Genomic DNA, 26,501 nt, shown 5'->3' with positions numbered 1-26,501 from the left:
CGGGCCCCTCGCTGCCCGGCGGGGGCGCTCACGGCGGCTCGACGGGGCAGGCGTGCTCCGGCGCGTCGAGCGCCCTCTCGCGCGCGTCGCCGGTCGGGGGCGCGTCGCCGTCGCGCCGCGGCGAGTGCGAGGGCGAGGTGAGCGGGGCGAGCGCGGCGCCGGCCGCGCTGAAGAGCAGGCACAGCGATCCGCCGAGCACCGTGGCCGCGACGGTGCCGAGCACGACCGGCGCGAGCCGCCGTCGGCGCCGGCGGCGCAGCCCGCTCGGGCTCCGCAGCCCGCCGGACAGGCGCGCCCGGAGCAGGACGAGCGGGGCGAGCGCGGCGTCGAGCTCGGGGCTGCGATGCGCGTCGGCTGGATCGGGGGAGGGAAGGGCGACCGCGACCGGGGCAGGCGACACGGCGAACGAGGGAAGCGAGGCCGCGTCAGGGGGAAGAGAGGCCGCGGCCGGTGCAGGCGGCTCGCTCGTCGACGGCGCGCCGACGGGCACAGGGGGCGCGGCGAGCTCGACGAGCGCGGCCGGCAGGAACGGCGGGGCGCGGTGGCCTACCCAGGTCGTCGCGGACGAGGCATCGCGGCGCGCGCTCTGCGACGAGCACGGCGGATCCAGCGGCGCGCTCCCCGGGCGCGACGAGGCGCGGTACCCCACCCACGTCGTGGTGCCCGCGGGGCGCGCCGTCGCGGCGGCGCGCCCCGTCGCGGCCTCCTCCGCGGCGCGCGCCGAGCGCGACGAGGGCGCCGCCGGGGCGCGCGCTCTGCGACGAGCGAGCGCGATGTACGCGAGCGACTCGCGCAGCGCGCGCGCGCTCTGCGGGCGATCGTCTGGATTCTTGCGCAGGCACTGTAGAATCAGCGCCTCCAGATCCGGATCGATCGCCGGCTGCAGCGCGCTCGGCAGGGGCGGCGGGGACTCGACGTGCGCCGCGGCGAGCGCGACGGCCGTCGGGCGCTCGAACGGGAGCCGCCCCGTCGCCATCTCGAAGAGCAGCACGCCGCACGCGTAGATGTCGCTCCGCGCGTCGACGGGCTGCCCTGCAGCCTGCTCCGGGCTCATGTAGGCGGGCGTCCCGATGACGAGCCTCCCGCTGTCCTCGTCGGGCACCGCGAGCAGGGGCGCGCCGGGGAGCGCGTCGGGCCCGTCGTCGCGGAGCAGCTTCGCCGTGCCGAAGTCGAGGAGCTTCACCTGCTCGAACGGCTCCCCGTCGTCGTCGACGCGCGGCACCAGGCGGATGTTCTCGGGCTTGACGTCGCGGTGGATGACGCCCGCGTCGTGCGCGTGCTGCAGCGCCGAGCACAGCGGGCGCATGATCGCGATGATGCGCTCCTCCGGCAGGATCGGCGTGGCGTTCAGGAGATCGATGAGGTCCTCGCCGTCGAGGTGCTCCGTGACGAGGTACCAGAGGCTCGGCGTCGCCGCGTCGCGCCCGACGTCGCCCGCGCCGTGCAGGCACGACGGCTCGCAGCCGAAGTCGAGGACCCGCACGATGTTCGGGTGATCGAGCCGGCTCGCCGCCAGCGCCTCGACATGGAACCTCCGGACCGCGTCCCCGGCGAGGACCCCGCCGGAGCGCGATCGGGCGTCGCTGCGCGGCCGCTCGCTCACGCCGCTCGACCCTCGAGGGCCGAGGTCCACCCCGCGCGGCGGCGCGGAGGGGCGCGTCGCGCAGGCGCGATCGCCCGCCTCGGCGCACGCGCGCGGCGACGCGGCGCGCTCGCGGATGATCTTCACCGCGCACGCGCGCCCGAGCCCGACGTGCCGCGCGCGGTAGACGCGCCCCATCGCGCCGGCGCCGATCATCTGCTCGACGAGGTACCGCCCCCCGAGCAAGCGTCCCCTGAGGAATCGCTCCGAGGACGGGAGTCCCGCGTCGAGGGGCGCGGAGGAGCGGAGGCAGTCCATGGCGCTCCCCACGCAGCAGAATGGGTGCCATCGCGCTGTGCGGACGATTCACAGCGCCCCGCAGACGGAGCGGCGGGCGCCGCCGCGCCGCGCGCTCACGGCCGCCGCGCCGGCGGGGCGCTCCCCGGGGCGCTGGCCGCGCGGGCCGCGAGGAGACCGCGCCTTCCGCTGGAAATCGCGCGCCGCCGTCCCCGCGCGCGCGGGGACGGCGGCGCGCGGGGGCTGAATTGTTCTGTTGTCGACGGCCTGTGATAGCGTGGCGCGCGAGGAGGCCCGAGTGCTCTTGAGACGATCCATTCCGTTCGCTGCGGCGCTGTTCCTGTTGCTCCCGACAGGCGAGGTGCGCGCGCAATCGGACCAGGACAGAGCGGCGGCCCGATCGCTGGCCACGCAGGGGGCCGAGGCGTTCACGTCCGGCCGCTTCGATGAGGCGATCGATCTGCTCGGCCGCGCCGAGGCGCTCGTGCATGCGCCGACGCACCTCCTCCTCATCGCGCGCGCGCAGGCGCGCCTCGGCCGGCTCGTCGCCGCCAAGGAGACGTACCTGAGGATCGTGCGCGAGGAGCTTCCGCCCACGGCGCCGTCTCCCTTCAAGAGAGCTCAGCAGGACGCGCGCGAGGAGCTCGCCGCGGTCGAGCCCAGGATCGCCACGTTGCGCATCGCCCTCGAGGGCGCCGGCGGCCGGAAGATCGGCGTGAAGCTGGACGGCCAGCCGGTCGCGGACGCGCTGCTCGGCGTTCACCGCCCGATCGACCCCGGCAACCATGTGGTCGTCGTGGCGCCGCCGGGCCTCGCGCCGATCGAGCAGGCGATCACCCTCGCCGACGGCGAGCGGAAGGAGCTCAAGATCCCGGTCCCGGAGAGCCCTGTCGCGCCTCCTGCGCCGGACGGCGCGGGCGCGGGGCAGGGCACGTGGGGCGGTGCCGACACCGGGGTTCCGCCCGACGCCCCGTCGGGCACCCCGGAGCGGAAGACGAACATGCTGCTGCTGGGCGGGGGCATCGCGGCCGCGGCGCTCGGGGTCGGCGGCGTCGTGGTCGGCTCGGTGTTCCTCGCGAAAGGTGGGTCGACGCAGAAGGAGGCGAACGATCTGAACGCGAAGCACGGCTGCGAGGCGCAGGGGGGCGCCGGCAGCCTGGAGTGCGGGCCGCTGATCCAGCGCAGGATCGAGACGCTCGACGCCGACGCCGCGTCGCAGAAGACGACCGGCGCGATCAACCTCGTCGCCGGCGGCGTGCTCCTCGTCGGCGGCGCGACGATGATCGTGCTGGAGCTGACGTCCAGGCCGGAGCCGCCGAGCTCGGCGTGGATCGCGCCCTACGTGACGCCGACCGAGATCGGGGTGCGCGGCGCGTTCTGATCGGCGCGCTCCGGCGCGCAACCCGGCGCTCCGGCGCGCTCGCCCGGTGGAGCGCTTTTCCTGCCGCGCACCGCGCGCTCAGTAGCCGAAGTCGGGCTTCTGCGGCTTCGTCGACGGTGTTGTCGGCTTCGTCGACGGCGTTGTCGGCTTCGTCGACGGCGTTGTCGGCTTCGTCGACGGCGGCTTCACGACGGGCGGGGGCTTCGTCGGGGTGGGCGGCGTCTGCGGGGGCAGCGGCTTCACGGGCGCCTCGGAGGCGGTCGGCGTCGCGCTGGGCTCGGCGGAGGCGGTCGGAGCAGGCTCCCCGACCGGGGCGCTCGCTGTCACGAGCGGCTCGGACCGCGGCGGCGGCTCCGTCGTCGGCGGCAGCGGCGGCGCGGTGACCGTCGCGCTGCCGGCGCTCGGATCGGCGGTCGCCGCGCTCGTCGTCCCGCCGCGGCCGAAGGCGAGCCAGGCGGCGACGCCCGCGCCGAACAGGGTGGCCGCCGCGGCGATCGCCAGGAAGAGCGGCGCCCTGGACGGGGGGCGGGTCGCGCGGCCCGTGACGCCGGACGACGCGCCCCACGAGTTGGCGGTGAGCTGTGGTGTGTGGCCCATGTTGGGCACCGCCGGCGTGTGGCCCATGTTGGGCACCGCCGGCGTGTGGCCCATGTTGGGCGCCGCCGGTCCGTTCTGGCCCCCCCACGAGCCGTCGGCCCGGACGACGACCGGCGGCGTGGTCGTCTCGGGCGGGGCCGGCACCGACAGCCCGGGGAAGGACGTCCTCCCCGTGCTCAGCAAGGCCAGGCTCGGCCGCGCCGCAGCCCAGGCGAAGAGGGCGCTCTTGAACTCCGCGCAGCTCTGGAAGCGAGCCCCCTGCTCGCGCGCCATCGCCTTCTGGATGATCCCGGAGAACTCGACGTCGAGGTCGGGCACGAGCTGCTGGGGCAGGGGCGCTTTCTCGAGGACGATCTTGAAGAGCAGCTCGTTGAACGTCTCCGCGTCGAACGGCACCTGGCCGGTGGTCGCCTGATAGAGCACCACGCCCATGGCGTAGATGTCGGTCCGCTGATCGACGGGGTTGGAGCCGCGCGCCTGCTCGGGCGACATGTAGTAAGGCGTGCCCACGACCGCGCCCGTGCGCGTCATGCTCATCTCCGCGCCGGCGAGCTGCGAGAACTTCGAGACGCCGAAATCCAGCACCTTCACGAAGTTGCTGAGGCCGGCCTTCGTCGGGATGATGAAGATGTTGTCCGGCTTGAGATCGCGGTGGATGATCCCCGCCGCGTGCGCCGCGCCGAGCGCCTCGAGCACCTGGGCCATGATCGGCACGGTCGCCTCGGGCCCGAGCCGCCCCATCCGCTGGATCTTGGCGCCGAGGGTCTCCCCCTCGAGGTACTCCATGACCATGTACCGCGTGCCGTCCGGCAGCACGCCGAGGTCGAGCACCTCGCAGATGTGATCGGAGCCGATCCGCGCGGCGGCCTGGGCCTCGCGCTCGAAGCGCGCGACCGACTCGGCCTGGCTCGAGATGTTCGCGTGCAGCAGCTTGATGGCGACGCGGCGCCGGATGCGCACGTTCTCGCCCTCGAAGACCGCGCCCATGCCCCCCTGGCCCAGCAACCGGACGATCCGGTACTTGCCGTCGATGATCTCGCCGATCAGCGGGCCCATGACAGCATTCCCGGTGCGGAGAAGCAGATCACGCCGCCAGGCTAGCACGGTCGCACGAGCGCGGCCTACGCCCTCGCGGCGCGAGCGCCGCGCTGCGCCGCGCCGCCCGCCCGCCCCCCGTCCTCGCTGCCCGCATCCCCGGGGCTTTCGCGGCGGCGCTTCGTGATAACGTCGCCCACGTATGGCGGTTTACGAGCTGTCGGTCGATGGCGCCCTGGTTCGCGAAGCGGAGAAGGTCGTGTCTCTCGCGGGTCGCGAGTACCCGACGCTCATCATGCGCTGGGAATCACGCCTGTTCGACCAGCCCTGGATCACCACGCTGGTGCTCGACTACGTGATCGCGCTGCCGCCGCTCATCGTCGGGCAGGCGACGTTCAACGAGGTCAGGATTGCCGCCTTCACGGGGCGCGCTGGCACGAAGTTCATGTACTTCGGCACCGAGATGAGCGCGAGCGTGCCCCGCATCGCGCCCGAGATGGAGAACGCGATCGCGCCGGCGGCGCTCTACCAGGAGTTCCGGCTGGACGAGCAGACTTGCCCTATCCCCTATCTGAAGCTGATCCAGGTCAGTCCGCGCATCTACGGGGAAGGGCTCCAGAACTACTACTCGCCGCCGATCAAGGTCGAGCGCTACGACGGGGTGGCCTCGCCGGACCTCATCGCGGACTTCTTCCCCAAGATCGTGGCGAACCTCGACCCGGTGAAGGGGACGACGCTGGTCGATCCCGCGCAGGGCTTCTGGACGGGCGCGCGCTTCCTCGGCGCCACGGCGATCGCCATCGTCCGGCAGGGCCGCGTGGTCGGGCTGCACCGCCGCGCCGGCAAGACCGACAAGGACCCGGTTCCGCCCGAGGTGAAGCGGCGTGACCCCCGGCTCGACGTGCGCGGCGACTGGGTCGCCGTCGACGTCGGCGCCGCGTCGACCGCCGTCGCCGTCCGGGGAGAGCGCGGCGGCGCGGAGTTCCTGCGGATCGGGACCGACGCGCCGCTCCGGGTGTCGGCCGACAACGAGAACCCGAGCGAGGTCGCCTTCGAGGCGCTCGCGAGGACGACGAAGGCCTGGCGCGACCGGGTGATCCTGCCGCTGACGCGCTGGGGCGACGTGCTCGTCGGGCACGCCGCGCGCGACATGCGCCTGCGGCAGGGCGCCGACGCGCACGAGCGCGCCGCGGCGTCCCTCCCGGCCCTCGCGCTGCTGCGCGAGCGGACCGAGCGCGGCGAGCCGTTCCGGCTCCGCGGCAGGAGCGACCCCGACACGGCCGAGTCGCTGAAGAAGCCGGCGCCGCCCATCATCGACGAGGAGGGGATCGGCGCGCACGACCCGTTCGATCCGATCGAGCTCTACGCGTACTACGTCGGGCTCCACGTGAACCAGCGCGCGCGGGGGCTCCACACGCGCTACGCGATCACGATGCCGACGGGCTGGTCGCCCGAGCGCCGCGCCAGCGTGCTCATCGCCTTCCGCCGTGGCCTCTTCCGGAGCCTGCCCGCGGGCCTCTGCGAGTACCACGACGTCGACGGCCTCCAGGTCGTCGACGCGGGCCCGTCGGCGATCGCCTACGCCGTCCAGGCGTTCCGCATGTTCGGCATCCAGCCGCGGGACAGCGCCGTCCCGTTCTGCGCGATCGACGCCGGCGCCAGCGAGACGGGGATCGCCTTCGGCATCCTGCGCAGCGCCAAGGCGCACGAGGAGGCGCAGGGGCTGGAGCGGATGGTCGAGTACCTCGACCCGGCGGCGATCCCCTGGCTCGGCGGCGAGCGGCTCCTCCACCGGATCGCCTACCGGGTGTACGCCGCGAGCCAGGCCGCGATGCGCGAGCGCCGCGTCCCGTTCGAGCGCCCGCCCGAGGAGGGCGCGCTCGACGGCGCCGAGGAGCTCTTCGCGAGTTCGCCCGACGCGCGCGCCAACACGTGGGCGCTGAAGGAGCTCCTGCGGCCGATCCTCGAGCGGGGGCCGAGCGCGCCCGTCGAGGAGCGGCTCGCGCTGGTCGGGCTCGACGGGGCGTCGTCCGTGGTGCCGCTCTCGATCGATCGCGGCGCGCTCGCCGCCGCGATCGAGGCGTGGTTCCAGGACGGGGTCGACGTGTTCCGGCAGCACCTCGCGGGCGCGATCGCCAAGATCGGGCGCGAGCCGGATCCGTACCAGGGGCTCCGGATCCTGCTCGGCGGGCGCCTCGGGATGAACCAGCGCTTCGCGGAGCTGCTCGCCGGCGCGCTGCCCGCGGGCGTGCAGGTGCACCGCTTCAAGGAGCCGGACAAGGCGAACCTCGGCGCGCCGACCGTCAAGATGGCGACCGCGCTCGGCGCCCTGTCGCTGCGGTTCGATCGGATCGGGGCCACGCTGCGCGCCGAGAAGCGCGACGCGTTCCGCTACCGCGTCGGGCGGGCGCGCCACGGGCAGCTCGCCGACGTGCTCGATCCGTCCGTCGACTACGACGCCTGGCGCGAGATGGGCGCTTGCCTGAAGCCGGACGTCGAGATCCTGTTCATGGCGGCCGAGGACGAGGGGGAGGTCGCCGCCGACGATCCGCGCGTGCGCCGCGCGGTCTGCGCGCTCGGGCGCGGCGCCGTCGGGCAGCGGCTCTACATCCGGGCCGTAGGGCCGGCGCGCGCCGAGGTGAGCGTGGGGCCGCCCGGGGGCGATCCGGCGGCCGGCGCCGTGTGCTGGACGGTCAACCTCGAGACCGGCGCCGCAGACAAGACCGGCGGCTGAGCGTATGGGGGCTCCGCGGCTTCACGCGCCACACGGCGGCCTCGATCCCGAGGCCGCGGCCCACGCCGGGGTCACGCCGGGCGGCGGGCCCCTGGAAGCCCCGCAGGGCGGCGACGCGCCGCCGGCGGCCGAGCCCGCGCTCCGGGCTGACGCTCCGCCGCTCGGCGAGCGCGGCGACGCCGAGGGGCGCGGCGACGCCGAGGGGTGCGGCGACGCCGAGGGGCGCGGCGTCGCGGACGCCGGGCAGACCGAGGCCCGGCTGGCCGCGCAGCTCGCGCGCGCCGAGCGCGAGCGCGAGCGCACCGCGGTCGAGCTCCGCGCGCTCTTCCGCGCCATCCCCGACCTCTGCCTCCGCCTCGACGCCGAGGCCCGGATCGTCGACTGCAACGAGCCGCGCCTCTCGGAGCTCCGCGTCGCGCCGGAGGCGCTCCTCGGCAAGCGCATGACGGAGGTGCTCCCCGGCGAGCTCGGGGAGCAGATGGAGCGCGCGATCCAGGAGGCCCGCGAGGGGGGCGGCGTTGTCGCGCTGGAGCACGCCCTCGCGGCCGCGGGCGGCGAGCGCCACGTGGAGGCGCGGGTGGTGCCGTTCCTCGACGCCGACGCCCTCGTCCTGCTCCGCGACATCACCGAGCGGCGGCGCACCGAGGAGGTGCTCCGGCAGCGCGAGGAGCGCTCGCGCGAGTCGCAGAAGATGGAGGCGCTCGGCCGGCTCGCCGGCGGCATCGCGCACGACTTCAACAACATGCTCATGGTGATGCTCGGCTACGGCGAGCTCCTCCTGCGCCGGCTCGGGCCCGACAGCGCGCTCCGGCGCGACGCCCTCCAGATCACGAAGGCCGGCGAGCGCGCCGCGGCGCTCACGCGGCAGCTGCTCGCGATGAGCCGGCGCAAGGCGCTGCAGCGCGAGGTGCTCGACATCAACGCGGTGGTGCTCGACATGCAGACGATGCTCCAGCGCCTCATCGGCGAGAACATCGATCTGCGGACGAACGTCGGCCAGGATCTCGGCTCGATCAAGGTCGACAAGAGCCAGCTCGAGCAGGTGCTCCTCAACCTGGTCGTGAACGCGCGCGACGCCATGCCGAGGGGCGGCAAGCTCGTCGTCGAGACCTCGCTCGGCGAGCCCGGCGCGAGCCCCACGGCGAAGTCGTTCGCGCCGGCGGAGCTCGACGAGGACGCCGCGCCCGTCGCGGGCGGCCCTCCCTACGTCGTGCTCTCGGTGAGCGACAGCGGCCACGGGATGGATCAGGACACGCTCTCGCACCTGTTCGAGCCGTTCTTCACGACGAAGGCGCGCGGCAAGGGCACCGGCCTGGGCCTCGCCACCGTCTACGGGATCGTGAGCCAGAGCGGCGGGCTCATCGAGGTCGAGAGCGAGGTCGGGCGCGGCGCGACGTTCCGCGTTTATCTCCCGCGCGTCGAGGACCGGGCCGAGGCGGCGCCGCCGCGCGCGCGGCCGTCGCCGGCCGGCGGCGACGAGACGGTGCTCGTCGTCGAGGACGACGACGCCGTCCGCAAGCTCATCGTCGAGGTGCTCGAGCGGCGCGGCTACGGCGTGATCTCGGCGGCGAACGCCGAGGAGGCGCTGGACGTGCTCGCGCACGAGGGGGTCGACGCGATGGACCTCCTGCTCACCGACCTCGTGATGCCAGGGATGAACGGCCGCGAGCTCGCGGAGCGCGCGCTCGCGATGCACCCGCGCGCCCGCGTGCTCTACATGTCCGGCTACGCCGAGGATGTCCTCGCGGGCGCCGAGCGCGACGGCGAGCTCACGCTCCTGCAGAAGCCGTTCACCCCCGACGCGCTCGCGCAGCGCGTGCGCGACCTGCTCGACCGGTAGCTCGCGAAGGGAGCCCGGCCGCCGCGCGTGATGGCAGCGCCGGCGGCAGCGGCCGCGCGCTAGGAGTCCGGCCGCCGCCGCCGCAGGTAGAAGAAGTCGCGCGGGGACGGCTCGGCCACGTACTCCTCCGGCTTGTACTCGACGTCCGGGATGATCGCGGACGTCGCGCGCGGCGCGCCGTCCGCGCCGCGGTCGTACAGGAGGAAGCGCGGGTAGGCGTGGTTGACGTCGAGCTCCGCCACGTCGTGCGCGCCCGCTGCCTTCATCCCGTGGGCGAGGGTGCGCGCCGTGACCGCCTCGCCGAGCCCGTAGAAGAGGCGCTTGCCGGTCGCGTCGACGCCGAGCGCCGACCGCCGGATCACCGTCTCGCCGCTCACGGTCGCGCCCCAGTCGCGGTTCGAGTCGTAGAGCGCCTGGTGGAGCTCGCCCTGCTCGACCAGGCACGGCGGCGTCTGCCGGTAGGCGGCCATGCGCGCCTCGTCGCCGCGCAGCTCGGGCCAGGTGCGGATCCGCACCGCGCCGTTCCGGTAGAGCGCGATCGTGCAGGCCCTGTCGCGCGGCGGCAGGAACGTGTCGCCGTCGAGCATCATCCCGTAGTGGCCGTGCATCGCCTTGAAGCCGCCGTTGAAGGCCGCGATGAGATCGCCGGCGTGGTCCTCGGGCACGACCCCCGGGCGACGTTCGATCGGGATGTCCGGCGAGAACGGCTCCTTCGTGCCCGCGATGAGCCGGAGGTCGACGCGCTCGAGGTCGATGGCCACGACGGCGACCGCCGCGAACACGCGCCGCGCGTCGGGGTGCACGACGCTCTTCCAGAGCACCGGGGCGTCGTCCGGACGCGCGGGATCGGCGATCGGCGTCCAGACACCGTCGCCCGTCGCCGCGACCTGCGGGAAGGGCGGCTCGTACGAGGAGGGCGGCGACGCCGGCTCCGCCGCCCGGCGCTCGCCGCGCCGCTCGGCCTCCGCCGCGGCGGCGGGCGCCGGCTCCCAGAAGGTCTTCGGGGCCGCGTGCCGGTAGATGGCCCGGTTCAGGCGGTCGGCGATGCCGTAGACCACGTCCTCGGCCCACGCGACCGGCGCCGGGCCGACAACGGCCCGCGCGCCGTCGGCGAGCGCCGGGCCGAAGCCGCGGACCTCGTGGATGCCGTACCAGAGCGCCTCGACGGCGATCGCGCAGACCGCGGCGCCGCGCAGCGCGCGCTCGGGCAGGCGAGGGCGGCGTCGCCGCCTGCGCGGGGACCCGCTGGCAGAGGGGGGCGAAGGCTTGTCCACGGCGAAGCAGAGGCTACCCCATCGCGCGGGCAGCCCCAAGTTCCGGGCGTCGAGCGGCCGCGGCCGTTCAGCGGGCGCCGCCGGCGCTCGCTACGGCTGCCCGTGCGCCATCGTCCGGGGGCCATCCTTGAACAGGATCTCGATCTTGCCCCGATCGATGACCTTCGCGACGACGCCGTCGCCGAACTTGCTGTGGTGGATGAGCTCCCCCTCGCCGAAGGTGAGGGTGATGCGGTACGGCTTGAACGCCCCGGAGGGCTGGCCCGCGATGGCGCGCTCCCAGGCGAGCGTCTGATCGCGCTCGGCGCGCTGGGCGGCGGTGAGCCGCTCCACGCCGCCGCCGCGCGGCGACGCCGAGGCCGCCCTCGGCTCGCCGGTGCTCCGCGCCGCGGCGCGCGCGGCCGCGCGGCTCTCGCGCTCGCTCTTCGGCGCTCGGTAGAGGTGGTGCGACATGCAGGTCTTGCACTCGACCTTCTTCACCACGTCGCCGACCATGGCGATGATGCGATGGGTGAGATCGAGGCGGCACTTGGTGCACCAGGCGTCGACCTCGCCGCCGGTCCTAAGCTTCTTCGTCGTCACTTCTCCTCGCGGCGCCGGTCTCGCCCGGTCTCTTTGCTTCGGTCCTTGACGTTCACTTGGGCGGTGACTTCCGGTTTGGGCAAGCCGGTCCTCGGCTCGTCCTGGCTGTCGTCTCTCTTGGCCGCGTCGTTCGGCACGAAGCGGATCTCGGTCTTGATCTCGAAGGAGAGCTTCGTCAGCACCTTCGTGATCTCGTCCGCGAACTGGGTGTGCTCGAGCACGTCGCGGATCTCCTTCGCGACGACCCGGTAGAGACCGTTCTTGGTCTCGTCGATCTGCGTATAGAGGTAGTGGAGTACCTCTTTGGGCAGCTTGAGGTCGCCCACGAAGTGCCGGATGCTCTCGGGCCCCTCGCTGAGCCTGTCGATGCCGCTCTCGACGGCGCGCTCGACCACGCGCTTGAAGATCTCCGGGATGGCGCGCTCGAAGAGGCGCTTCTTGTCGCCTTCGCCTTCCACCTTGTCCCCTTCGTCATCGCGGAGCGGCTCGGTGTCGTCGGCCATGGCTCGGGCTCCCCTAGCGGGACGGGGCGGCCACGTCAATGCGGGGGTGCGTGCGGGGTGCCGGCGTCGTGCCATGGTCCTTGGATCTGCCGGATTTCGGTGACGATGGGGAGCCCTTCGCGCGCTTCCGTCAGCCGGGAGAGCTCTTCCCTCGGCTCGCCGCCGCCCCCACAGCATGTCGCCGTGCCCAGGGCGGAACGCGCCGAGGCCGGTCGGCCGTCCGCGCGGGCTCAGAGCTCCCCGTAGGCGTCGGTCTCGTCGCTCTCGTACGGGTCCACGCCGCCGTCCTCCGACGCCGAGCGTCTGTACGATCTCAGGACCCACACCTCGGCAGCGAACCGGCCCGCGCCGCGTCGGGCGCTGATCTCGACGGTGGCGTCGTCGTCCTCGAGCGGGCAGAAGGGCCGATCCGGCTGGACGATCGGCCAGGCGTCCTCGGTGCCGTCGCTCGCGATCATGGCCCCGCGGCTGCTCCGCACGGCGACGTCCAGGTTGAGGATCCCCGGCCCGCCGACGGCGAACACCCGGTAACACGCGCCCCGGAGGGCCTGCAGCGGCTCCGAGACGATCGCGCCGCCCTCGGCCACGTGCCCCTCGATCGCCTTGGTCGAGAGCCGCCGCATGCCGTTCTCGGGGCCGCAGAGCAGCGACAGGCGGGTCACGTCCTTCACCGGCTCGCCGCTGATCTTGAAGTTTCCATAGCAGCGGACCCAGGGGCCGCCGACGCGCACCGGGAGCACCGGCAGGTCCGGATCTCCGGGGGCTCCGGCGTCACCCTGGCCTGCGTCGGCGTCCGACGGGCCGTCGGACCCGGCCGTGATCACGGGGCGCGGCGGCGCTGCCGAGAGCACGATCGGCGGCCCGGGCTTGCCCTCCCAGGGGCGCGGCTCCTCGCGGCACCCCGGCGCGGCGAGCCCGAGGAGCAGGGCGGCGCCGAGGCGCGCGGCCCGAGGGTGCGACGGGGAGAGGCTGGCGCGCCGGGACGACACCGCGGTCGGCTCTGCGCTAGAGTCCCGCGCGATGGAAGCGTTTTCTGAGCGCAGCGAGCGGCAGCCGGGTAATCCGTGCCAGGCGCGCGGAGCGCGCGAGGTGCCGCGCGATGAACCGCGCGGACGATCGCGTGTCGGAGCGCGGCGCGGGCGCAGCGGGCGGGCCCCTCGCGCGTGAGCTCGACGCCCCGATCGCCCGCGCGCGCGGGCGCCAGCCAGGCCCAGAAGCGCGCCCCGCGCCGGCGCAACCCGCCCGGTGAGCAGCACGGCGCGCCCCCGCCGGCGGCGACGGACCCGAGCGAACGCGACCGCGAGATCGCGGCCGCCCTCGCCGCGTGGTTCGACCGCGTCGCGCGCGACCTGCCGTGGCGGCGGACGCGCGACCCCTACGCGATCTGGCTGAGCGAGGTGATGCTCCAGCAGACGCGCGTCGAGACGGTCATCCCGTACTACGAGCGGTTCCTCGCCCGCTACCCGACCGTCTTCGCGCTCGCCTCCGCCGAGATCGACGACGTGCTCTCGCTGTGGAGCGGCCTCGGCTACTACCGCCGCGCGCGCGTGCTCCACCTCGCGGCGCGCGAGGTCACCCTGCGCCACGACGGCGCGCTCCCCCGCGACGTCGCCGCGCTCCGCGAGCTGCCCGGCGTCGGCGCGTACACCGCGGGCGCGATCGCGAGCATCGCGTACGAACAGCCGGTGCCGCTCGTCGACGGCAACGTCGCCCGGGTGCTCTCCCGCATCGAGTGCATCGACGACGACATCCGCAGCGCCTCGGGCACGCGGAAGCTCTGGTCGGCCGCGGAGCGCCTCGTGCGCGGCGCGGCGGGCAGCGTCCATCCAGGACGCTTCAACCAGGCGCTGATGGAGCTCGGCGCGACCGTCTGCGCGCCCCGCAATCCCCGCTGCGACGCCTGCCCCGTCGACGGCGCATGCGCCGCGCGCGCCCTCGGGAGGCAGGCAGAGCTGCCGGTGATCGCCCCGAAGCGCGACGTCCCCGCGGTTGCGATGGTCGCCGCGGTGGTGCGGTCGGGCGACCGCGTGCTCTTCGTCCGGCGCGCCGAGGGAGGGCTCTTCGGCGGCCTCTGGGAGCCGCCCATGGTCGAGGCGCGCGCGCTCGCGGACGCCCGCGCGCTCCTCGAGCAGGTCGGCGTCGAGCCTGACGCGCCGCTCCGCGAGGCCGGCCGCGTGCGCCACATCCTCACGCACCGCCGCCTCGACGTGACGGTGGCGCGCGCCGAGGTGGCGGCCCCCTGGCGCTGCCGGGCAAAGCTTGCCTCCCCCTACGAGAAGGCGGCGTGGCTCGATCCGGACGTGCTGGATATCGGCGTTTCCAAGCTCGCGCGAAAGGTCCTGTCCGCGGCGTCGGCGCCGGACGGCGGTTCCGCGCGCCGATCGCGGTAGAACCACGCCCTTGCACGCCGGATCGCGCGCGATCCGGCCTGCGGAGAGGCCGGAGACGGCCCTCGGGGCCGCTGTCTCACGGCGCTCCGGGCTCTCCGCGCTCCGCTGCGGGCGTGGAGCTGCGCCGCCTGCGGCCGGGCCGCCGCGACGCAGCGGCGCGGGTCAGGGCGAAAGCCATATGTCGCCGTGGAACGCTCCCGACACCGGCGCCGCGGCGCGGGCGCCGTGGCACGGAAGGCGCTTGGTGGGATGGCGGGCAGGCCCTCTAGCCTCGTGGCCCCGGCGGTGGCCGGAGCTCGATTGAAGCCTGGGAGCTCAGCAACATGGATGCGCGACGACGGACCACTGAGACGCTGCCCACGCCGAGCGCGGCTGTGCGATCCATGACCGTGATGGCGGACGACGGCGCGCTGTACGTGCTTCCGCTGTGCGAGCGGATCGTGCTCGACGTGCTGGCCTACGAGGACGAAGGCCTGCTGGCCTTCATCCGCATCGACGGCGAGGTGGTGGCGGAGCTGCCCGTGCTCGGCCAGGCGTGACCGAACGGTACGCCAGCGCGCGACGTGCGCGGCGGAGCGCCTCACCTCCTCGACGCGCGCCGCAGCGGCCCCGACCGCGCCGCCGCTCAGCCCACGTGCCGCCGCATCCGCTGGGTCACGGGCAGCTCGTCCTCTCCCTCGTCGTCCGGCTCCACGGACTCGACATCCTCGTCCTCCAGGAGATAGGGCAGGTCGCCGTCGTCGTCGTCGTGCGACATGGCCACGTCGCTCATGTCCTGGCCCTTCGTGGCCCCTTCGAGGAACTCCGCCCCGAGATCGCTCGCCAGATCGGCGGCGGCGTCGGCGGCGTCGGGGTTCACCTCGAACTCGGTGCTCCCGGCGTCGTTCGGGTGGTGGTGATAGCCGCGCACCTCGTCGTCGAGCGTCGGGATGACGTCGCTGATCTCGCTGCGCGGGTTCACCTTGCCGCGCAGCGGGGGCGCCGTCTCGGCGTCCATCAGGTCGGCGAACGGCTCGTCCAGCTCGCTCGTCCCGAGCCCCCTCGGGGCGCCCCGGTGCGTCTCGGCCTGCTTGCGCGGCCTTCCCGGGTCGCTGCGATCTTCTCGTTCACGGCGCTGCGTCGGGCTCGTGCGCGGCGCGCGTAGGGTCGACGAATGCGGGGCGGTGCTCTGCCTGCCTCGGGTGCTTGAATTGCTCACGGTGGTCTCCGCATGCAGGGTCCGGTCCGCAGGTGAAGCGGGCGGATACGCCAGGGGGGCGAGGACCGTGCCGAAGGGGACGCACACCGCCCGCGCCCGCGGCTTCGAGGCGCCGGCGACAGCGAGACTGCCGTCGGCAGCGGGTCGCCCACGCATCATCGAGGCGCCGGCGGCGTCGAGCGCGGCGCGCCGCACGCGCTGGGCGGGCGGGACGCAATTGAGCGTGCCAGCGGGCGCCGCCTCGGGGTAGAAGGCGCGTGGCGATGCTGGAACTCCGGACCGGGCTCTCGCTCGTGGCCGTTCTGCTGGGGGCGTCCTGGGGGCGCACCGCCGCCGCCCAGCCCGCTGCCGGCCGAGAAGCCGGGGCGGCCGAGGAGGCGCAAGCCGGCGAGGACCGCGGGGGCGCCGATCTCGAGGCGTACCGCGAGCTCGCACGGCCCCCGGGGACGGCGGCGCGCGTCGTGTCGACGGTCGCGATGGGGCGGGGGATCCGGTTCAACAACCCCTACCGCCTGCAGACGCAGCTCGGCGAGACGGCGGAGTCGCTCTCGCTCACCGCCGGGTACCTCGATCTCGGCGCCGCGTTCGCGCTGGGGCCCGCCGACGGCGTTCAGCACGGCGGCGCGCTCCGCCTCTCGATCGCGGTGGGCGGCGTCCCGCAGGAGTCGCTCACGCCGAGCTACTTCGTCGCCTACCGCGGTGTCCCGCGCGTGCTCGGCTACGGGCGGCTCGGGGCGGCGATCCTGATCGAGCCCGACGTGAACGTCGGCGGTGAGCTCGCCGTCGGGCTCGGGTACTTCCTGCTCGCCGGCGTCGCGCTCTCGGGCGAGATCGTCGGGGATCTCTTCTACGGCGCCGCGACCTACGACGCGGCCTACACCGTCTACCCCGTCGTCTCGGCGCAGCTCGGGCTCCTGATCGACCACGAGCTCTTGCCATGAGCCTGCCGGGACGCGCGCGGCGCCGCGGGCGCCTCCGGGCGAGGGAAGTCGCAGGCGTCGCGGCGCTGCTGCTCCTCGGCGGCGTCGCGCCGGTCGTGGGCGATATCGGGAGCTGCGGGCAGGCGCCGGAGGAGCTCGATCCGTACAAGTTCTTCGCGCTCAAGGCGCAGATCGATTGCGCCCAGTGCGAAGCGTGCGGCCTGCGCACCCGCGCCTGCGCCGCCGCGTGCGGCTTCGAGGTCGCGCCGGAGTTTCCGCCCGGCTGCTACCCGCTGGTGCACGACGGCGAGGTGTGCCTGCACAAGCTCAAGCTGGCGAGCTGCGACGAGTACCGCGCGTACGCGGCGGACGAGCGCCCCTCGACCCCGACAGAGTGCAATTTCTGCCCATTGTCAGGGGAGGCGCCGTGAGCGCGCGCTGCGCGGCCATGCCCCGCCGGCGCCTCGCGGCCGCCGCGCGCCTGCTCTCGCGCGCGGCGCTCGTCGCGGCGCTGTCCGGGTGCGCCTCGAGGCCAGCGATCCTCGCGAACCACGACGACTACGCCGCGTACCGCGCGACCCGCGTGTCGCGGACCCTCGAGGGGCGGCTCGCCGCGGCGTCGAGCTACCTGGAGCGCTACCCGGACGGCGCCTTCGCCGGCGAGGTGCGCGCGTACCTCGCGCGGGCCGAGCCGATCTACTACGCCGCGAAGCGCGGGACCGCCGCGGGGCTCACGGCGTACCTCGCGACGCTCCCGAGGGGCGCCTTCCGCGACGAGGCGACGCACCGGCTGCGCGCGCTCGTCCGCGACCGCAGCGCGGGCGATTCGCTCTCGCGCGCCGCCCGCGAGACGGAGGCGCAGCTCTCGAGGCAGCGGGCGGCGCGGGCGCGCGTGCGCGAGGAGCTCGCCGCGTGGCTGAGCCGCTTCCTGAGCAAGGATGCCTGGGGACGGCCCCTCGCGGAGGCGCCCGCCGAGGTGGTCGTTCCGTTCGGCTTGACGCTGCCGGCGCCCCGGTGCGCGCCTGCCGACGAGCGCGCGGGCCCGGGCGCGGTCGTCTGCGCGAAGCGGATCGAGCTCCCGTTCGTCGTGAGCTCCGGCGGCGAGAGCGCGCCGCGGCGGGCGGAGCTCGAGGTCGCCGTCCTGGAGGACGCGGCGGGCCGCCCGATCGAGGTCGCGCTCCGCGGGCCCGACCTCTTCACGCGCCTCGAGGAGGCGCGCTCGGCTCGCGAGGTCACCCCGGACGATCCCGAGGGCCGCATCGGCGGGATCGCGCTCGCGGTGGAGCTCTCGCGCGGCGCCTTCGCGGCGCGCGTCTCCGCCGGCGCGTCGTGCAGCCGCGAGGCGGAGGCGCCCGTGGTGCTCCACCTGGAGTGCGACGGGGTCCGCCTCGTGGCGCGCGCCGCGGTCGACGAGGGCGAGGACGACAGCGTGACGATCGCCGTCGCCCCGCCGGCGCGCTAGGCCGCCGCGCGGGCGTCCGCCCGGCGCGCTAGCACCGCTTGTTCTTCTTCTTCCCCTTGAGCTTCGCCGTGTTCTTCGGGCAGACGTCCTTGATGGCCGCGGAGCGCTCCTTGTAGAGCGCCTTCATCTCCTCGAAGACGGACGCCTGCTCTCGCTTGAGATCCTTCGTCTCCCCCGGATCCGCGACGACGTCGAACAGGTCGAAGGCGTCGTCGTCGCCGTAGGCGATGAGCTTGTACTGCCCGTGGATCAGCGCGCGGCGCCGGTCGTTGTCGCTCGTGCGCGGCAGGTCGACGATGACGTCGCGCGGCTCGGGCTTCGCGCCGTGGAGCTCGGGCACGAGGCTCTTCCCCGGGAAGGACGGCTCGGGCGGGGCGCCGGTCAGCTCCAGGATCGTCGGCGCGAGGTCGATCGAGCTGCGCGGCTCGTCGATCCGGCGCGGGGTGATCCCGGGCGCCTGGATCATCAGCGGCACGTGGGTGAGCACGTCCCACACCTCGAAGCCGTGGCGGAACATCTTGTGCTCGCCGAACGCCTCGCCGTGATCCGCGGTCACGATGATCGCCGTGTCCTTCCCCCACGGCTGCTGCGCGACGAACTCGAGCAGCTTGCCGACGTGCATGTCGGTGAACTTGACCTCGCCGTCGTACTTGTCGCGGGCTCGCTTGCCGAACGGCTCGATCCCCGCGTGCGTCATGTACACGTCGTGCGGATCGAGGAAGTGGAAATACGCGAAGAAGGTGCCCGAGGTGTTCGCCTTGTCGGAGAGCATCTTCAGCGCGAGCTCGAGGTGCCCCGGGCTCGTGACGTTCCGATCGGTCGTGTTGTCCGCCGAGAGCCCCGGCACGATCTCGTACACATCGAAGCCCTGCCGGAAGCCCGCCTTCTGGTCGAAGTAGAAATGCGCGTGCGCGCTCATCGTCCGCACCCCGGCCTTCTGCAGGAGCTCCGGGAACATGAGCACGCTGTCGGGGTAGTTGCCGAAGAAGTAGCCGCTGCGGTCGACCTCGCTCGGGTAGCGGCCGGCGAGGAAGCCGCCGACGCTCATCGAGGTGTACGACGAGATCGCGTAGTGGCGCGTGTAGCTGACCGCCTTCTTCTCGAACGCCGTCAGCGTGGGCGCGATGTCGCGCTCGTAGCCGTTCCACGGCATGTCCGCGCGCAGGCTGTCGATCGAGACGACGAGCACGTTCATCTTCCCGCGCTGCGCCGCCGGCGCCCCCGCGGCGCCCCCTTCCGCGCCGGCGCCGGCGCTCGCGGCGGCCGGCGCGGCGCTGCCCCCGGCGGCGGCCTGCGGCCCGGTCGCGGCGGGCTCCTGCCGCGCCGTGGGCTCCGGTGTACGCGCGGGCGGCGGCTGGCCGTCGCCCTCGCGGGAGCAACCCGGACCGGCGCCAGCGAGCGCGAGCGCGAGCGTCGCCGCGAGGCGCCGGAGGGCCGGGCGTGATGGCCTCGAGGCGGAGGAGGACGCCAGCGGTCCTCCAGGCTCCCAGGCGCTCGTACGTGAAGCGACCGTGTGCATGTGGCCGTCTTACTCCGACTCGCGCCGCTCCGCCAAAGCCGCACACCGCGGGCGAGTTCCGGTATGCTCTCGGCTCATGGCCCCGGCCCCTCGGAAACCTCCCCCGCTGCCGCCTCAGGGCCGCTCGCAAACCGCGGCGAGAACGGGGGAGCGCGCGGCGACCGAGCAGCCGAGGTCGCTCCCGCCCAACGCGCCGCGGCGCGTCGGCGAGCACGTCAGCCAGGCGCTCAAGGATCACATCACCGAGATGGCGCTCGGCCTGCTCGAGGAGCAGATGCAGGCCCGCATCGTCCACTACCGCGCCGACCTCGAGACCAACCCCGAGCTCGACGCCGTCACCGCGCAGGTCGTCGCCCAGCTCAAGGTGATCCAGGCCTCCGCGGGCGCGGGCGGGGCGAAGAACCACGACGCCATCCGCGAGGCGCACGAGAAGACCCTCTGCACCCTGCTCGAGCGGGTGATCCCCGAGGACCGCATCTCGCTGCTCGTCGAGCGGCGGCTCAAGAAGATCCACAAGAACCTCGCCCGCCTGTTCTTCCAGTCCGAGCTCCACGAGAAGACGCGCGGCCGCGACGGCGCGCCCAAGGTGATCCACCACGGCGAGCAGGCGCTCTTCTACGTGTTGACCCGCTACAAGAACCGGATCGAGGCCGAGCTCGACGGCTTCGAGTTCGCGTCCGAGGAGGCGCGGGAGCAGTCGTTCGAGCTGCTCGCGAAGCTCACGAAGGACATGCAGGACGCCTTCCTGTCGCGGCGATCGAGCGAGCTCAGGCGCATCGTCTCGGTGGTGCACGTCGTGCTCGTCGACTTCTTCAGCGTGCGGCTCGCCCAGAACCTCGCCGAGATCGCCGCGCGGGTCGTGCGGGACGCCCGCACGTTCGAGGGCAGGGCGTACGCGTACAAGGTGACGAGCGACGCGTTCCCTCGCTTCCGCGCCGCGTTCGAGCGGCACCTCATGGTGATGCTCGTCGGCTTCGCCGAGGACGAGCTGGTCGCGCAGCTCGCGGACACGGCGGGCGCCGAGCGCGACGAGACGATCCTCTTCATCACCGATCCGCACCTCTTCAGCATGATCTGCGGCGAGGTCTGCGAGGGCCTGTACGAGTTCCTCTGCAACGAGGGCTTCCTCGACCTGCCGCCCGACTGGCGCCGCGCCTCGACCGCGCCCTCTGACGGCTGACCGACGGCTGACTGACGGCTGATCGACGGCTGACCACCCGCCGCCGACCGTTCACCGAACGCTGATCCAGGAGATCCAGGGACATCATGAGACGCCACGACGTCGCGAGAGCGGGCTCCGGCCTGCTCCTCGCTCTCACGCTGCTCGCCGGCTGCGCGCGCGGCCCGGATATAGACGCCTCGGGGCTCGCGCTGCGGCGCGTGGTCATCTACAGGAACGGGGTCGCGTACTTCGAGCGCCGGGGGCTCATCGACGCCGATCAGGTGACCTTCCGGGTGCGCAAGGAGAAGGTCGGCGACTTCCTCGCGACCCTCGCGGTCATCGAGGCCGGCGGCAGCAGCGTCCGGAGCGCGTCGTTCCCGGTCGAGGTCGACGACGGTTCCGACGACGACGCGCCCGCGCAGCCCGGCCCGGAGGTGACGACCGCGCCGCGGCCGCCGGGGGACAAGGGCGCGAAGGCGCGGGACGAGGACGAGCTCGAGAAGGTGAAGCTCACGCTCGACGGGCGGGAGCACGATCTCGTGGTCGGCTACGTGGCCGAGACGCCGGTGTGGCGGCCCTCGTACCGGCTCGTGATGGGCGCGGCCGGGTCGCCGGGCGCCGCGGGCGGCGACCCGCGCGTCGCGTCGAAGCAGGCGCACCTCCAGGCGTGGGGCATCGTGCAGAACCTCTCGGGCGAGGACTGGAAGGGGGTGAAGCTGTCGCTCGTTGCGGGCGCGCCGCTCGCCTTCCAGGCGACGCTCGATCAGGCGGCGATCCCGCCGCGCCCCATCGTCAGCGACCAGGGCGAGGTGATCGCGTCCGTGCCGACGAGCGAGACGACCTTGGCCGCCGAGGCCGCGCCGCCGCCGCCGCCGCCGCCTGCGCCGATGCCGGCGGACGCGCCGTCGGCCGAGGCGGGCGCGGCCGACGAGTACGCGCGCGAGGCCGAGGAGGCCCAGGCCGACGGCAGGTTCGGGGTCGCGACCCGGGCCGACGCTGCCAAGCCGAAGCGGCGCGCCACGTCGGCTCCGGGCAGCGCCGCGCCGGCGGCGGCGCCGCAGTGGAAGGGGGACGCTCCGGTCCAGCAGTCGAAGGCCGTGGAGCCCAGGCCGATGAACCCCTCGCCGCCGCGCAACGTGAGCGCCCTCGCCGCGGTGGCGATGGAGGCGGGCACGACGCGCTACGACATCCCGTTCCCGGTCGACATCCCCGACCGGAGCGCGACGATGGTCCTGCTCCTGGCGAAGCAGGTGCCCGGCGAGTCGATCTTCCTGTTCGCGCCCGACGGCGGCGTGCCCGCGTCGAGCTCGCACCCGTTCCGGGTGGCGCGCTTCACGAACGACACGAAGGGGCTCCTGGAGCGCGGCCCCATCGCGGTCTTCGAGAACGGCGCGTTCCTCGGACAGGGCATGGTCGAGCCGCTGCCGCCCGGCGCCACGACGACGGTGCCGTTCGCGCTGGAGCGGGGCCTCGCGGTCGACACGACGCGCGAGGAGAGCGCGGAGGGCGCGCGCCTCGCGAAGATCGAGGGCGGCGCGCTCGAGATCGAGCGCGACTGGGTCACGCACACCAAGTACGCCGTTCGCAACGGCGGCGACGCCGCGGCGAGGACGCTGGTGAAGCACCCCCGCCTGCACGGGACGCGCCTGCACGCGCCGCCGAAGGGCACGGAGGACAACGTCGGCACCGGCAGCGCGCTCGTGCCGATCGACGTGCCGCGGCGGGGGACGGCGGTGCTCGACGTGGACGAGCGGCGGATCTTCCGGCAGCAGATCGACTGGCTCAGCCAGCTCGCCGACGACGCGGTGCAGGCCTACCTGAAGGACCCGCGCGCCGACGCGGCCGTGGCGAAGCAGCTCGGCCAGGCCTGGGAGATCCGGGGGAAGCTGCGCCCCGCGATCGACGAGCGCGACAGGCTGATCGCGGAGCAGCAGCGCCTCGAGCAGCAGAGCCACGAGCTGCGCCAGAACCTCCGGGCCATCGAGAAGAACCGGACCGCCGACGAGCTCCGCCGCGACCTCACGGAGCGGCTCGCGAAGTCCTCGGCGCGCCTCGACGAGATCACGAAGCGCGTCATCGTGCTCGAGATGCAGATCAACGAGCAGCAGATCCGCTTCCGTGATCTCACGAACGAGATCAAGCTCCTCGCCCCGCTCTCCCCGGTGCGCGCGCCGCCCGCAGCGCTCCGCTTCGGGCTCTGAGCCCGGCGGGGATGCCGCCATCCCCGCCGGGGGCGACGCCTCTCGGCGGGCGTCGCCGCTCGCCGCTACCTCGCTGGTTTGCTCGCGCTGGGCGGCTGCCGCACGGTGCCCGCGTGCGTCCAGCTCCGCTCCATGCCGGTGGCGAGCCACGCCACCTCGACGCGCTCGCTCCCGAAGACGGCCGCGACGCGGTCGCCCCACTGCGCGGGGGCGGGGAGCTCCACGCTCTTCTGCTCCTTGATGCTGCCGAGCGCCTCCGCGCCGACGAGGAACGTGGCGATGCCCTCGCTCGCGAACGCCGACACCGCGGTGCTCGGGACGAAGGGCGCGACCACCGCGCGCACCGATGACAGATCGGTCGCGCGCTCCGCGACCGCCCGCACCTCGTCGAGCGTCGACAGCACGAGCGCCACGCCGCCGGCCGCCTTGCCCTCGGCCGGCGCGGCCTGCGCCCTCTCGTCCGCGACCGGCGGCGCCGCCTCGACCGGGGCCGGGGCCTTGCGCGCGCGCGCCCCGACCGCCGCGCGCCCGTTCCCCTTCGGCACGCCGGCGAGCACGTCGAGCGTCAGCGGCCCCTTCCAGGGCACCGCCGGCGGCGCCGGCGGCGGCTTCTTCGTGCTCACCTGCTCGCCCTTCTTGTCGCGGAGGATCAGCACGTCGTCGGTCGGCAGCGCGCGCGGCACGGTCACCCGCACCGGCCGCTTGAACGACCGCGGATCGCCGACCGCGCCCGTGGCCACCGCGTAGGCGAGCGTCTCGGCAGACGCCACGACGAACGACGGCGCCCCGGCGATGCGCGGCTCCGGATCCGCTGTGCGCAGCGACAGGCCGCCGGGCGGCGGCGGGTAGATCTCCGACGTCACGACGCGCCGGTCCGGCTCGACGATGCGCGCGCCGGTCGCGACGAGGTCGACCAGGGCGCCCGACTGCGCGAGCACCTCGAGCACCTGCCGCGACGGCGGGGCGACGAGCAGGTCGAGCCGCGAGGGGACGCGCTTCGACTTGAGCAGCAGCGCCGCCGCGAGCATGTCGCGCAACGTCACGCCGGAGTCGCCGCCGAGGACGACCTGCGCCACCGGCTTGCCGGCGAGATCGCGGACCGGCCGCACGACGCCGTCCTCGTCCATGAGCAGCGGATCGACCGTGCCGAGATCGATCGAGACGACCTCCTCGCACGGCGCGCCCGGGTCCGGGACGAGCGCGCGGTGCGCCTTCGACCTGCGCTGATCGCGGAGGAAGACCTCGGTCTTCTCGTCGCTGACGAACAGCGCCGCCGCCGCGCCCACCTGCGGCGCGATGCCGCAGAGGACCGCGCGGTCGCCGACCGAGAGCAGCCGCGCGCTCGGCCCGGCGAACTCGAGGATCACCGGCGCGTGGTGCTCGCCCTCGATGCGCCGCACCACCTCGTCGAGGTTCCTGCGGAGCAGCTCGAGCGCGACGTCCCGCGCGCAGACGAACGGCCGCACCCTCCCCGAGAGGTGGATCTGCACGCTCCGGGGCGGCCTGAGCCAGGCCGAGCCCGTGGCGAGCGCCTGACCGAGCTGGCTCGGCGAGACGACGAGCGACAGCATGCCGATGCCGCCGACCGTCGCGAGCCGCGGATCATCGGTGAGGGCGAGCCGCGCGGGCGCGGCGAAGCGCTCGAGGTGCACCGGCGCGGGGAAGCCGATGCCCGGGCGCGCGATCGGGATGTTGTAGGTCGGGAACTCGGGCGACACCGAGTGCGGGCTCCCCTCGTCGACGTCGGCGAGCGAGCTCGCGTCGGCCACGCAGGTGCCATCGTAGGCGACGGCGACCTCGACCGGCGTCTTCTTCATGCCCGTGGCGATGGCCTCGGCCAGCGCGCGGGAGGGCGCCCTGGAGAGGATTACCTGGTCGACCTTGACCTGGACGAGATCACCGCGAAGCTGAGGATCCGTCGCCCGCCCGGCGAGGATCTTCTGGGGCATCGTGCGGGGGGGATCCCCGGCTCGCGCACGCATAGATGTTGGGCCGTCCTTATTTCTTGCTGAGCTGGAGGGTACGGCGCACGCCGTTCCCGACCACGTTTGACGTCGTCCCGTCGGCGAGACGCGCCGGCGGGATTCGCCCCGGGCGTCGCCGTGAGCGAAAGAACGGCCGCACGTTAGCCGCTCGCCGGGACAAGGGTCAAGGCGTGCTTTGGAGCGGGCCCCCTGGGGCGGGAATCGCCCGGCTGGGACCAGGATGCAAGAGGCAAAGCGCCCTCGCCGTTCGACCTCGTTCAGCGGGTCCCACTCTTCCAATGTTGCCCTTGTTCCCCTGCCGCGCCGCTGGCGGGCGGTCGGCGTGGGCGGCACGAGCGGCGCGGGACGCGCGCCGACATCCCGGACGGGGCGCGGGACGCAGGGGCAGGTTCGTTTGTTTTCCCGATCGTGCCGCGCTTGGGTAGTCTCGGCGCATGTTCCAGGCCGTGCTGAAGGAAGTCGTAGAGAACACCGAGGGCGGCATCGCGACCCTTCTCATGGATTTCGAGGGGATCGCGGTCGACAGCTACTCCAAGCCCGGGGCCGCGTTCGACATCACCACCATCGGCGCGGAGTTCAGCGTCGTGTTGAAGTCGATCCAGCGCGCCGCCGAGATGCTCGACGCGGGCAACGCCGCCGAGATCGCGATCCAGGCCGAGAAGGTCACGACGCTGATCCGCGTCGTGAACAGCTCGTACTTCGTGGCCTTCTCGATGACGCCGGACGCGAACATCGGAAAGGCCCGGTACCTGCTGCGCACCAAGGTGCCCGTGCTGCTGAAGGAGCTCTCCTGAGCGGCTTCAGCATCTCGGTCATCTCCGGGCCGAACCTCGATCGGCTGGGCAAGCGCGAGCCAGCGATCTACGGCACGGCCACGCTGGATGACATCCACCGCGCCGTCGAGGAGGCCGCGAAGGCCCACGGCGCCGCCGTGTCGTGCATGCAGTCGAACTGCGAGGGAGAGCTCGTGACCGCGATCAGCCACGCCGGCGATCGCGGCTTCCACGGCATCCTCCTCAACGCCGGCGCCTACACGCACACGTCGATCGCGCTGTACGACGCGATCCGCGCGAGCGCGCTCCCGACGGTCGAGGTGCACATCTCCAACCCCGACGCCCGCGAGCCGTTCCGCCGCCGCTCACGCATCGCGCCGGCCTGCATGGCGCGCGTGGCGGGCTTCGGTCCGAGCTCGTACGTGCTCGGGTTGCTCGGGTTGCTCGGGCACCTGGAGAAGGCGCGACCGGACGAAAGAGGTTGAACATGAGCCGTCACTCTGGTTGAAAGGCGGCAAACATCGATGGCCGAACGTCCTTCCATGAACATCAACCTCAAGCAGTTGCGGGCGCTGGTGCGCCTCCTCGAGAAGCGCAACGTGAGCGACTTCGAGTTCGAGGACGAACACGTTCGCATCCGGCTCACGCGCGGGGGCTTCGTGCCGCAGGGCGGGGCGCAGCAGCTCGCGCCCGCCGCGTTCCATATCCAGAGCGCGCCGGTCGCGCCGCCCGCCCTGGCGCCCGCGCCGGCGCCCGCCGCCGCGCCGGCGCCCGCCGCCGCGCCGCCGGCTGCAGCGTCGGCGAGCGACGAGGGGATCACCTACGTGACCTCTCCCTTCGTCGGCACGTTCTACCGATCGCCGTCGCCCGACGCGCCGCCGTTCGTCGACGTCGGCAGCGCGATCCGCGTGGGCCAGGCGCTCTGCATCATCGAGGCGATGAAGCTGATGAACGAGATCGAGGCGGACTCCCCGGGCACGATCGTCGAGATCCTCGTCGATAACGGCAAGCCGGTCGAGTTTGGCCAGCGTCTCTTCAAGGTGCGGCGCAGCTAGCGCTGCCCGGG

22 protein-coding genes are annotated in these 26,501 nt (G+C 73.8%); 13 read left to right on the top strand and 9 right to left on the bottom strand.

What is annotated here, in order from left to right; genetic code table 11:
- Window positions 1-28: 28 nt before the first annotated feature.
- Complete coding sequence (locus WME76_RS16745; protein WP_437961092.1) at window positions 29-1,900, bottom strand: protein kinase domain-containing protein; 1,872 nt, start codon at window positions 1,898-1,900, stop codon at window positions 29-31.
- Between the two features lie 277 nt (window positions 1,901-2,177).
- Here WME76_RS16745 and WME76_RS16740 point away from each other — a divergent pair, with 277 nt between their 5' ends.
- The gene (locus WME76_RS16740; RefSeq protein WP_437961091.1) at window positions 2,178-3,260 is read left to right on the top strand and encodes a tetratricopeptide repeat protein; all 1,083 of its coding nucleotides are present in this window, start codon (window positions 2,178-2,180) and stop codon (window positions 3,258-3,260) included.
- Window positions 3,261-3,338: 78 nt separating this feature from the next.
- On the opposite strand, the gene WME76_RS16735 is transcribed toward WME76_RS16740, so the two are convergent.
- Window positions 3,339-4,913, bottom strand: a complete 1,575-nt coding sequence (locus WME76_RS16735) for a protein kinase domain-containing protein (RefSeq protein WP_437961090.1) — start codon at window positions 4,911-4,913, stop codon at window positions 3,339-3,341.
- A 238-nt stretch (window positions 4,914-5,151) separates the two neighbouring features.
- Here WME76_RS16735 and WME76_RS16730 point away from each other — a divergent pair, with 238 nt between their 5' ends.
- Together WME76_RS16730 and WME76_RS16725 are read left to right on the top strand one after the other, a co-directional pair.
- A complete protein-coding gene (locus WME76_RS16730; RefSeq protein WP_437961089.1) occupies window positions 5,152-7,626 on the top strand; it encodes a hypothetical protein in 2,475 nt (824 codons plus the stop codon).
- Between the two features lie 4 nt (window positions 7,627-7,630).
- Window positions 7,631-9,466, top strand: coding sequence for an ATP-binding protein (locus WME76_RS16725; RefSeq protein WP_437961088.1), 1,836 nt, complete (start codon window positions 7,631-7,633; stop codon window positions 9,464-9,466).
- Between the two features lie 59 nt (window positions 9,467-9,525).
- Here the strand turns inward: WME76_RS16725 and WME76_RS16720 are convergent, their stop codons facing one another.
- The 4 genes from WME76_RS16720 to WME76_RS16705 all read right to left on the bottom strand — a co-directional run bounded on the left by WME76_RS16720 (window position 9,526) and on the right by WME76_RS16705 (window position 12,814).
- Entirely contained in the window at window positions 9,526-10,740 is a 1,215-nt protein-coding gene (locus WME76_RS16720) for a phosphodiester glycosidase family protein (protein WP_437961087.1), read from the bottom strand.
- Window positions 10,741-10,830: 90 nt separating this feature from the next.
- Complete coding sequence (locus WME76_RS16715; protein ID WP_433937158.1) at window positions 10,831-11,322, bottom strand: hypothetical protein; 492 nt, start codon at window positions 11,320-11,322, stop codon at window positions 10,831-10,833.
- Window positions 11,319-11,825 carry a hypothetical protein gene (locus WME76_RS16710; protein ID WP_433937157.1) on the bottom strand — a complete coding sequence of 169 codons (507 nt, stop codon included), beginning with the start codon at window positions 11,823-11,825 and terminating at the stop codon, window positions 11,319-11,321. The genes WME76_RS16715 and WME76_RS16710 overlap by 4 nt, the downstream gene beginning before the upstream one ends.
- A gap of 230 nt (window positions 11,826-12,055) precedes the next feature.
- On the bottom strand, window positions 12,056-12,814 hold the full coding sequence (locus WME76_RS16705; protein WP_437961086.1) for a hypothetical protein: 759 nt from the start codon (window positions 12,812-12,814) through the stop codon (window positions 12,056-12,058).
- A 174-nt stretch (window positions 12,815-12,988) separates the two neighbouring features.
- Here WME76_RS16705 and mutY point away from each other — a divergent pair, with 174 nt between their 5' ends.
- Together mutY and WME76_RS16695 are read left to right on the top strand one after the other, a co-directional pair.
- Window positions 12,989-14,215: an A/G-specific adenine glycosylase gene (mutY, locus tag WME76_RS16700; RefSeq protein ID WP_437961085.1), complete on the top strand. Its 1,227-nt coding sequence runs from the start codon at window positions 12,989-12,991 to the stop codon at window positions 14,213-14,215.
- Window positions 14,216-14,598: 383 nt separating this feature from the next.
- A complete protein-coding gene (locus tag WME76_RS16695) occupies window positions 14,599-14,754 on the top strand; it encodes a hypothetical protein (protein WP_020736650.1) in 156 nt (51 codons plus the stop codon).
- 86 nt (window positions 14,755-14,840) lie between these two features.
- Here WME76_RS16695 and WME76_RS16690 read toward each other — a convergent pair whose 3' ends face one another.
- Entirely contained in the window at window positions 14,841-15,413 is a 573-nt protein-coding gene (locus tag WME76_RS16690) for a hypothetical protein (protein WP_437961084.1), read from the bottom strand.
- Between the two features lie 263 nt (window positions 15,414-15,676).
- Here WME76_RS16690 and WME76_RS16685 point away from each other — a divergent pair, with 263 nt between their 5' ends.
- From WME76_RS16685 to WME76_RS16675, 3 genes are read left to right on the top strand one after another with little or no spacing between them, the layout of a single operon-like run.
- Window positions 15,677-16,354 (top strand): hypothetical protein, encoded by a 678-nt coding sequence (locus WME76_RS16685; protein WP_437961083.1) that lies wholly within the window; start codon window positions 15,677-15,679, stop codon window positions 16,352-16,354.
- Window positions 16,351-16,764: a hypothetical protein gene (locus WME76_RS16680; RefSeq protein ID WP_061613632.1), complete on the top strand. Its 414-nt coding sequence runs from the start codon at window positions 16,351-16,353 to the stop codon at window positions 16,762-16,764. The genes WME76_RS16685 and WME76_RS16680 overlap by 4 nt, the downstream gene beginning before the upstream one ends.
- A complete protein-coding gene (locus WME76_RS16675) occupies window positions 16,761-17,795 on the top strand; it encodes a hypothetical protein (protein WP_437961082.1) in 1,035 nt (344 codons plus the stop codon). The genes WME76_RS16680 and WME76_RS16675 overlap by 4 nt, the downstream gene beginning before the upstream one ends.
- Before the next feature lie 28 nt (window positions 17,796-17,823).
- Here the strand turns inward: WME76_RS16675 and WME76_RS16670 are convergent, their stop codons facing one another.
- The gene (locus tag WME76_RS16670; protein WP_437961081.1) at window positions 17,824-19,314 is read right to left on the bottom strand and encodes a sulfatase; all 1,491 of its coding nucleotides are present in this window, start codon (window positions 19,312-19,314) and stop codon (window positions 17,824-17,826) included.
- A 76-nt stretch (window positions 19,315-19,390) separates the two neighbouring features.
- On the opposite strand from WME76_RS16670, the gene WME76_RS16665 reads away from it, so the two are divergent.
- Entirely contained in the window at window positions 19,391-20,494 is a 1,104-nt protein-coding gene (locus WME76_RS16665; RefSeq protein ID WP_437961080.1) for a hypothetical protein, read from the top strand.
- Between the two features lie 86 nt (window positions 20,495-20,580).
- Window positions 20,581-22,677, top strand: a complete 2,097-nt coding sequence (locus WME76_RS16660; RefSeq protein ID WP_437961079.1) for a hypothetical protein — start codon at window positions 20,581-20,583, stop codon at window positions 22,675-22,677.
- 65 nt (window positions 22,678-22,742) lie between these two features.
- Here WME76_RS16660 and WME76_RS16655 read toward each other — a convergent pair whose 3' ends face one another.
- Window positions 22,743-24,626, bottom strand: a complete 1,884-nt coding sequence (locus WME76_RS16655) for an aconitase family protein (protein WP_437961078.1) — start codon at window positions 24,624-24,626, stop codon at window positions 22,743-22,745.
- 482 nt (window positions 24,627-25,108) lie between these two features.
- Between WME76_RS16655 and WME76_RS16650 the strand changes: the two genes are divergently transcribed.
- Genes WME76_RS16650 through accB form a run of 3 tightly spaced genes read left to right on the top strand, consistent with a single transcriptional unit; the run spans window position 25,109 to window position 26,490 of the window.
- The gene (locus WME76_RS16650) at window positions 25,109-25,456 is read left to right on the top strand and encodes a roadblock/LC7 domain-containing protein (protein ID WP_437961077.1); all 348 of its coding nucleotides are present in this window, start codon (window positions 25,109-25,111) and stop codon (window positions 25,454-25,456) included.
- The gene (locus tag WME76_RS16645) at window positions 25,453-25,920 is read left to right on the top strand and encodes a type II 3-dehydroquinate dehydratase (RefSeq protein WP_437962119.1); all 468 of its coding nucleotides are present in this window, start codon (window positions 25,453-25,455) and stop codon (window positions 25,918-25,920) included. Before WME76_RS16650 ends, WME76_RS16645 begins: the two co-directional genes overlap by 4 nt.
- A gap of 39 nt (window positions 25,921-25,959) precedes the next feature.
- Window positions 25,960-26,490: an acetyl-CoA carboxylase biotin carboxyl carrier protein gene (accB, locus tag WME76_RS16640; protein WP_437961076.1), complete on the top strand. Its 531-nt coding sequence runs from the start codon at window positions 25,960-25,962 to the stop codon at window positions 26,488-26,490.
- The last annotated feature ends 11 nt before the right edge of the window (window positions 26,491-26,501 follow it).

It is taken from the genome of Sorangium sp. So ce119, assembly GCF_051524405.1.
Classification (GTDB): domain Bacteria; phylum Myxococcota_A; class Polyangia; order Polyangiales; family Polyangiaceae; genus Sorangium; species Sorangium cellulosum_G.
The sequence above is the reverse complement of the archived record's forward strand: the minus strand, read 5'-3'. Positions and strand labels throughout refer to the sequence as shown.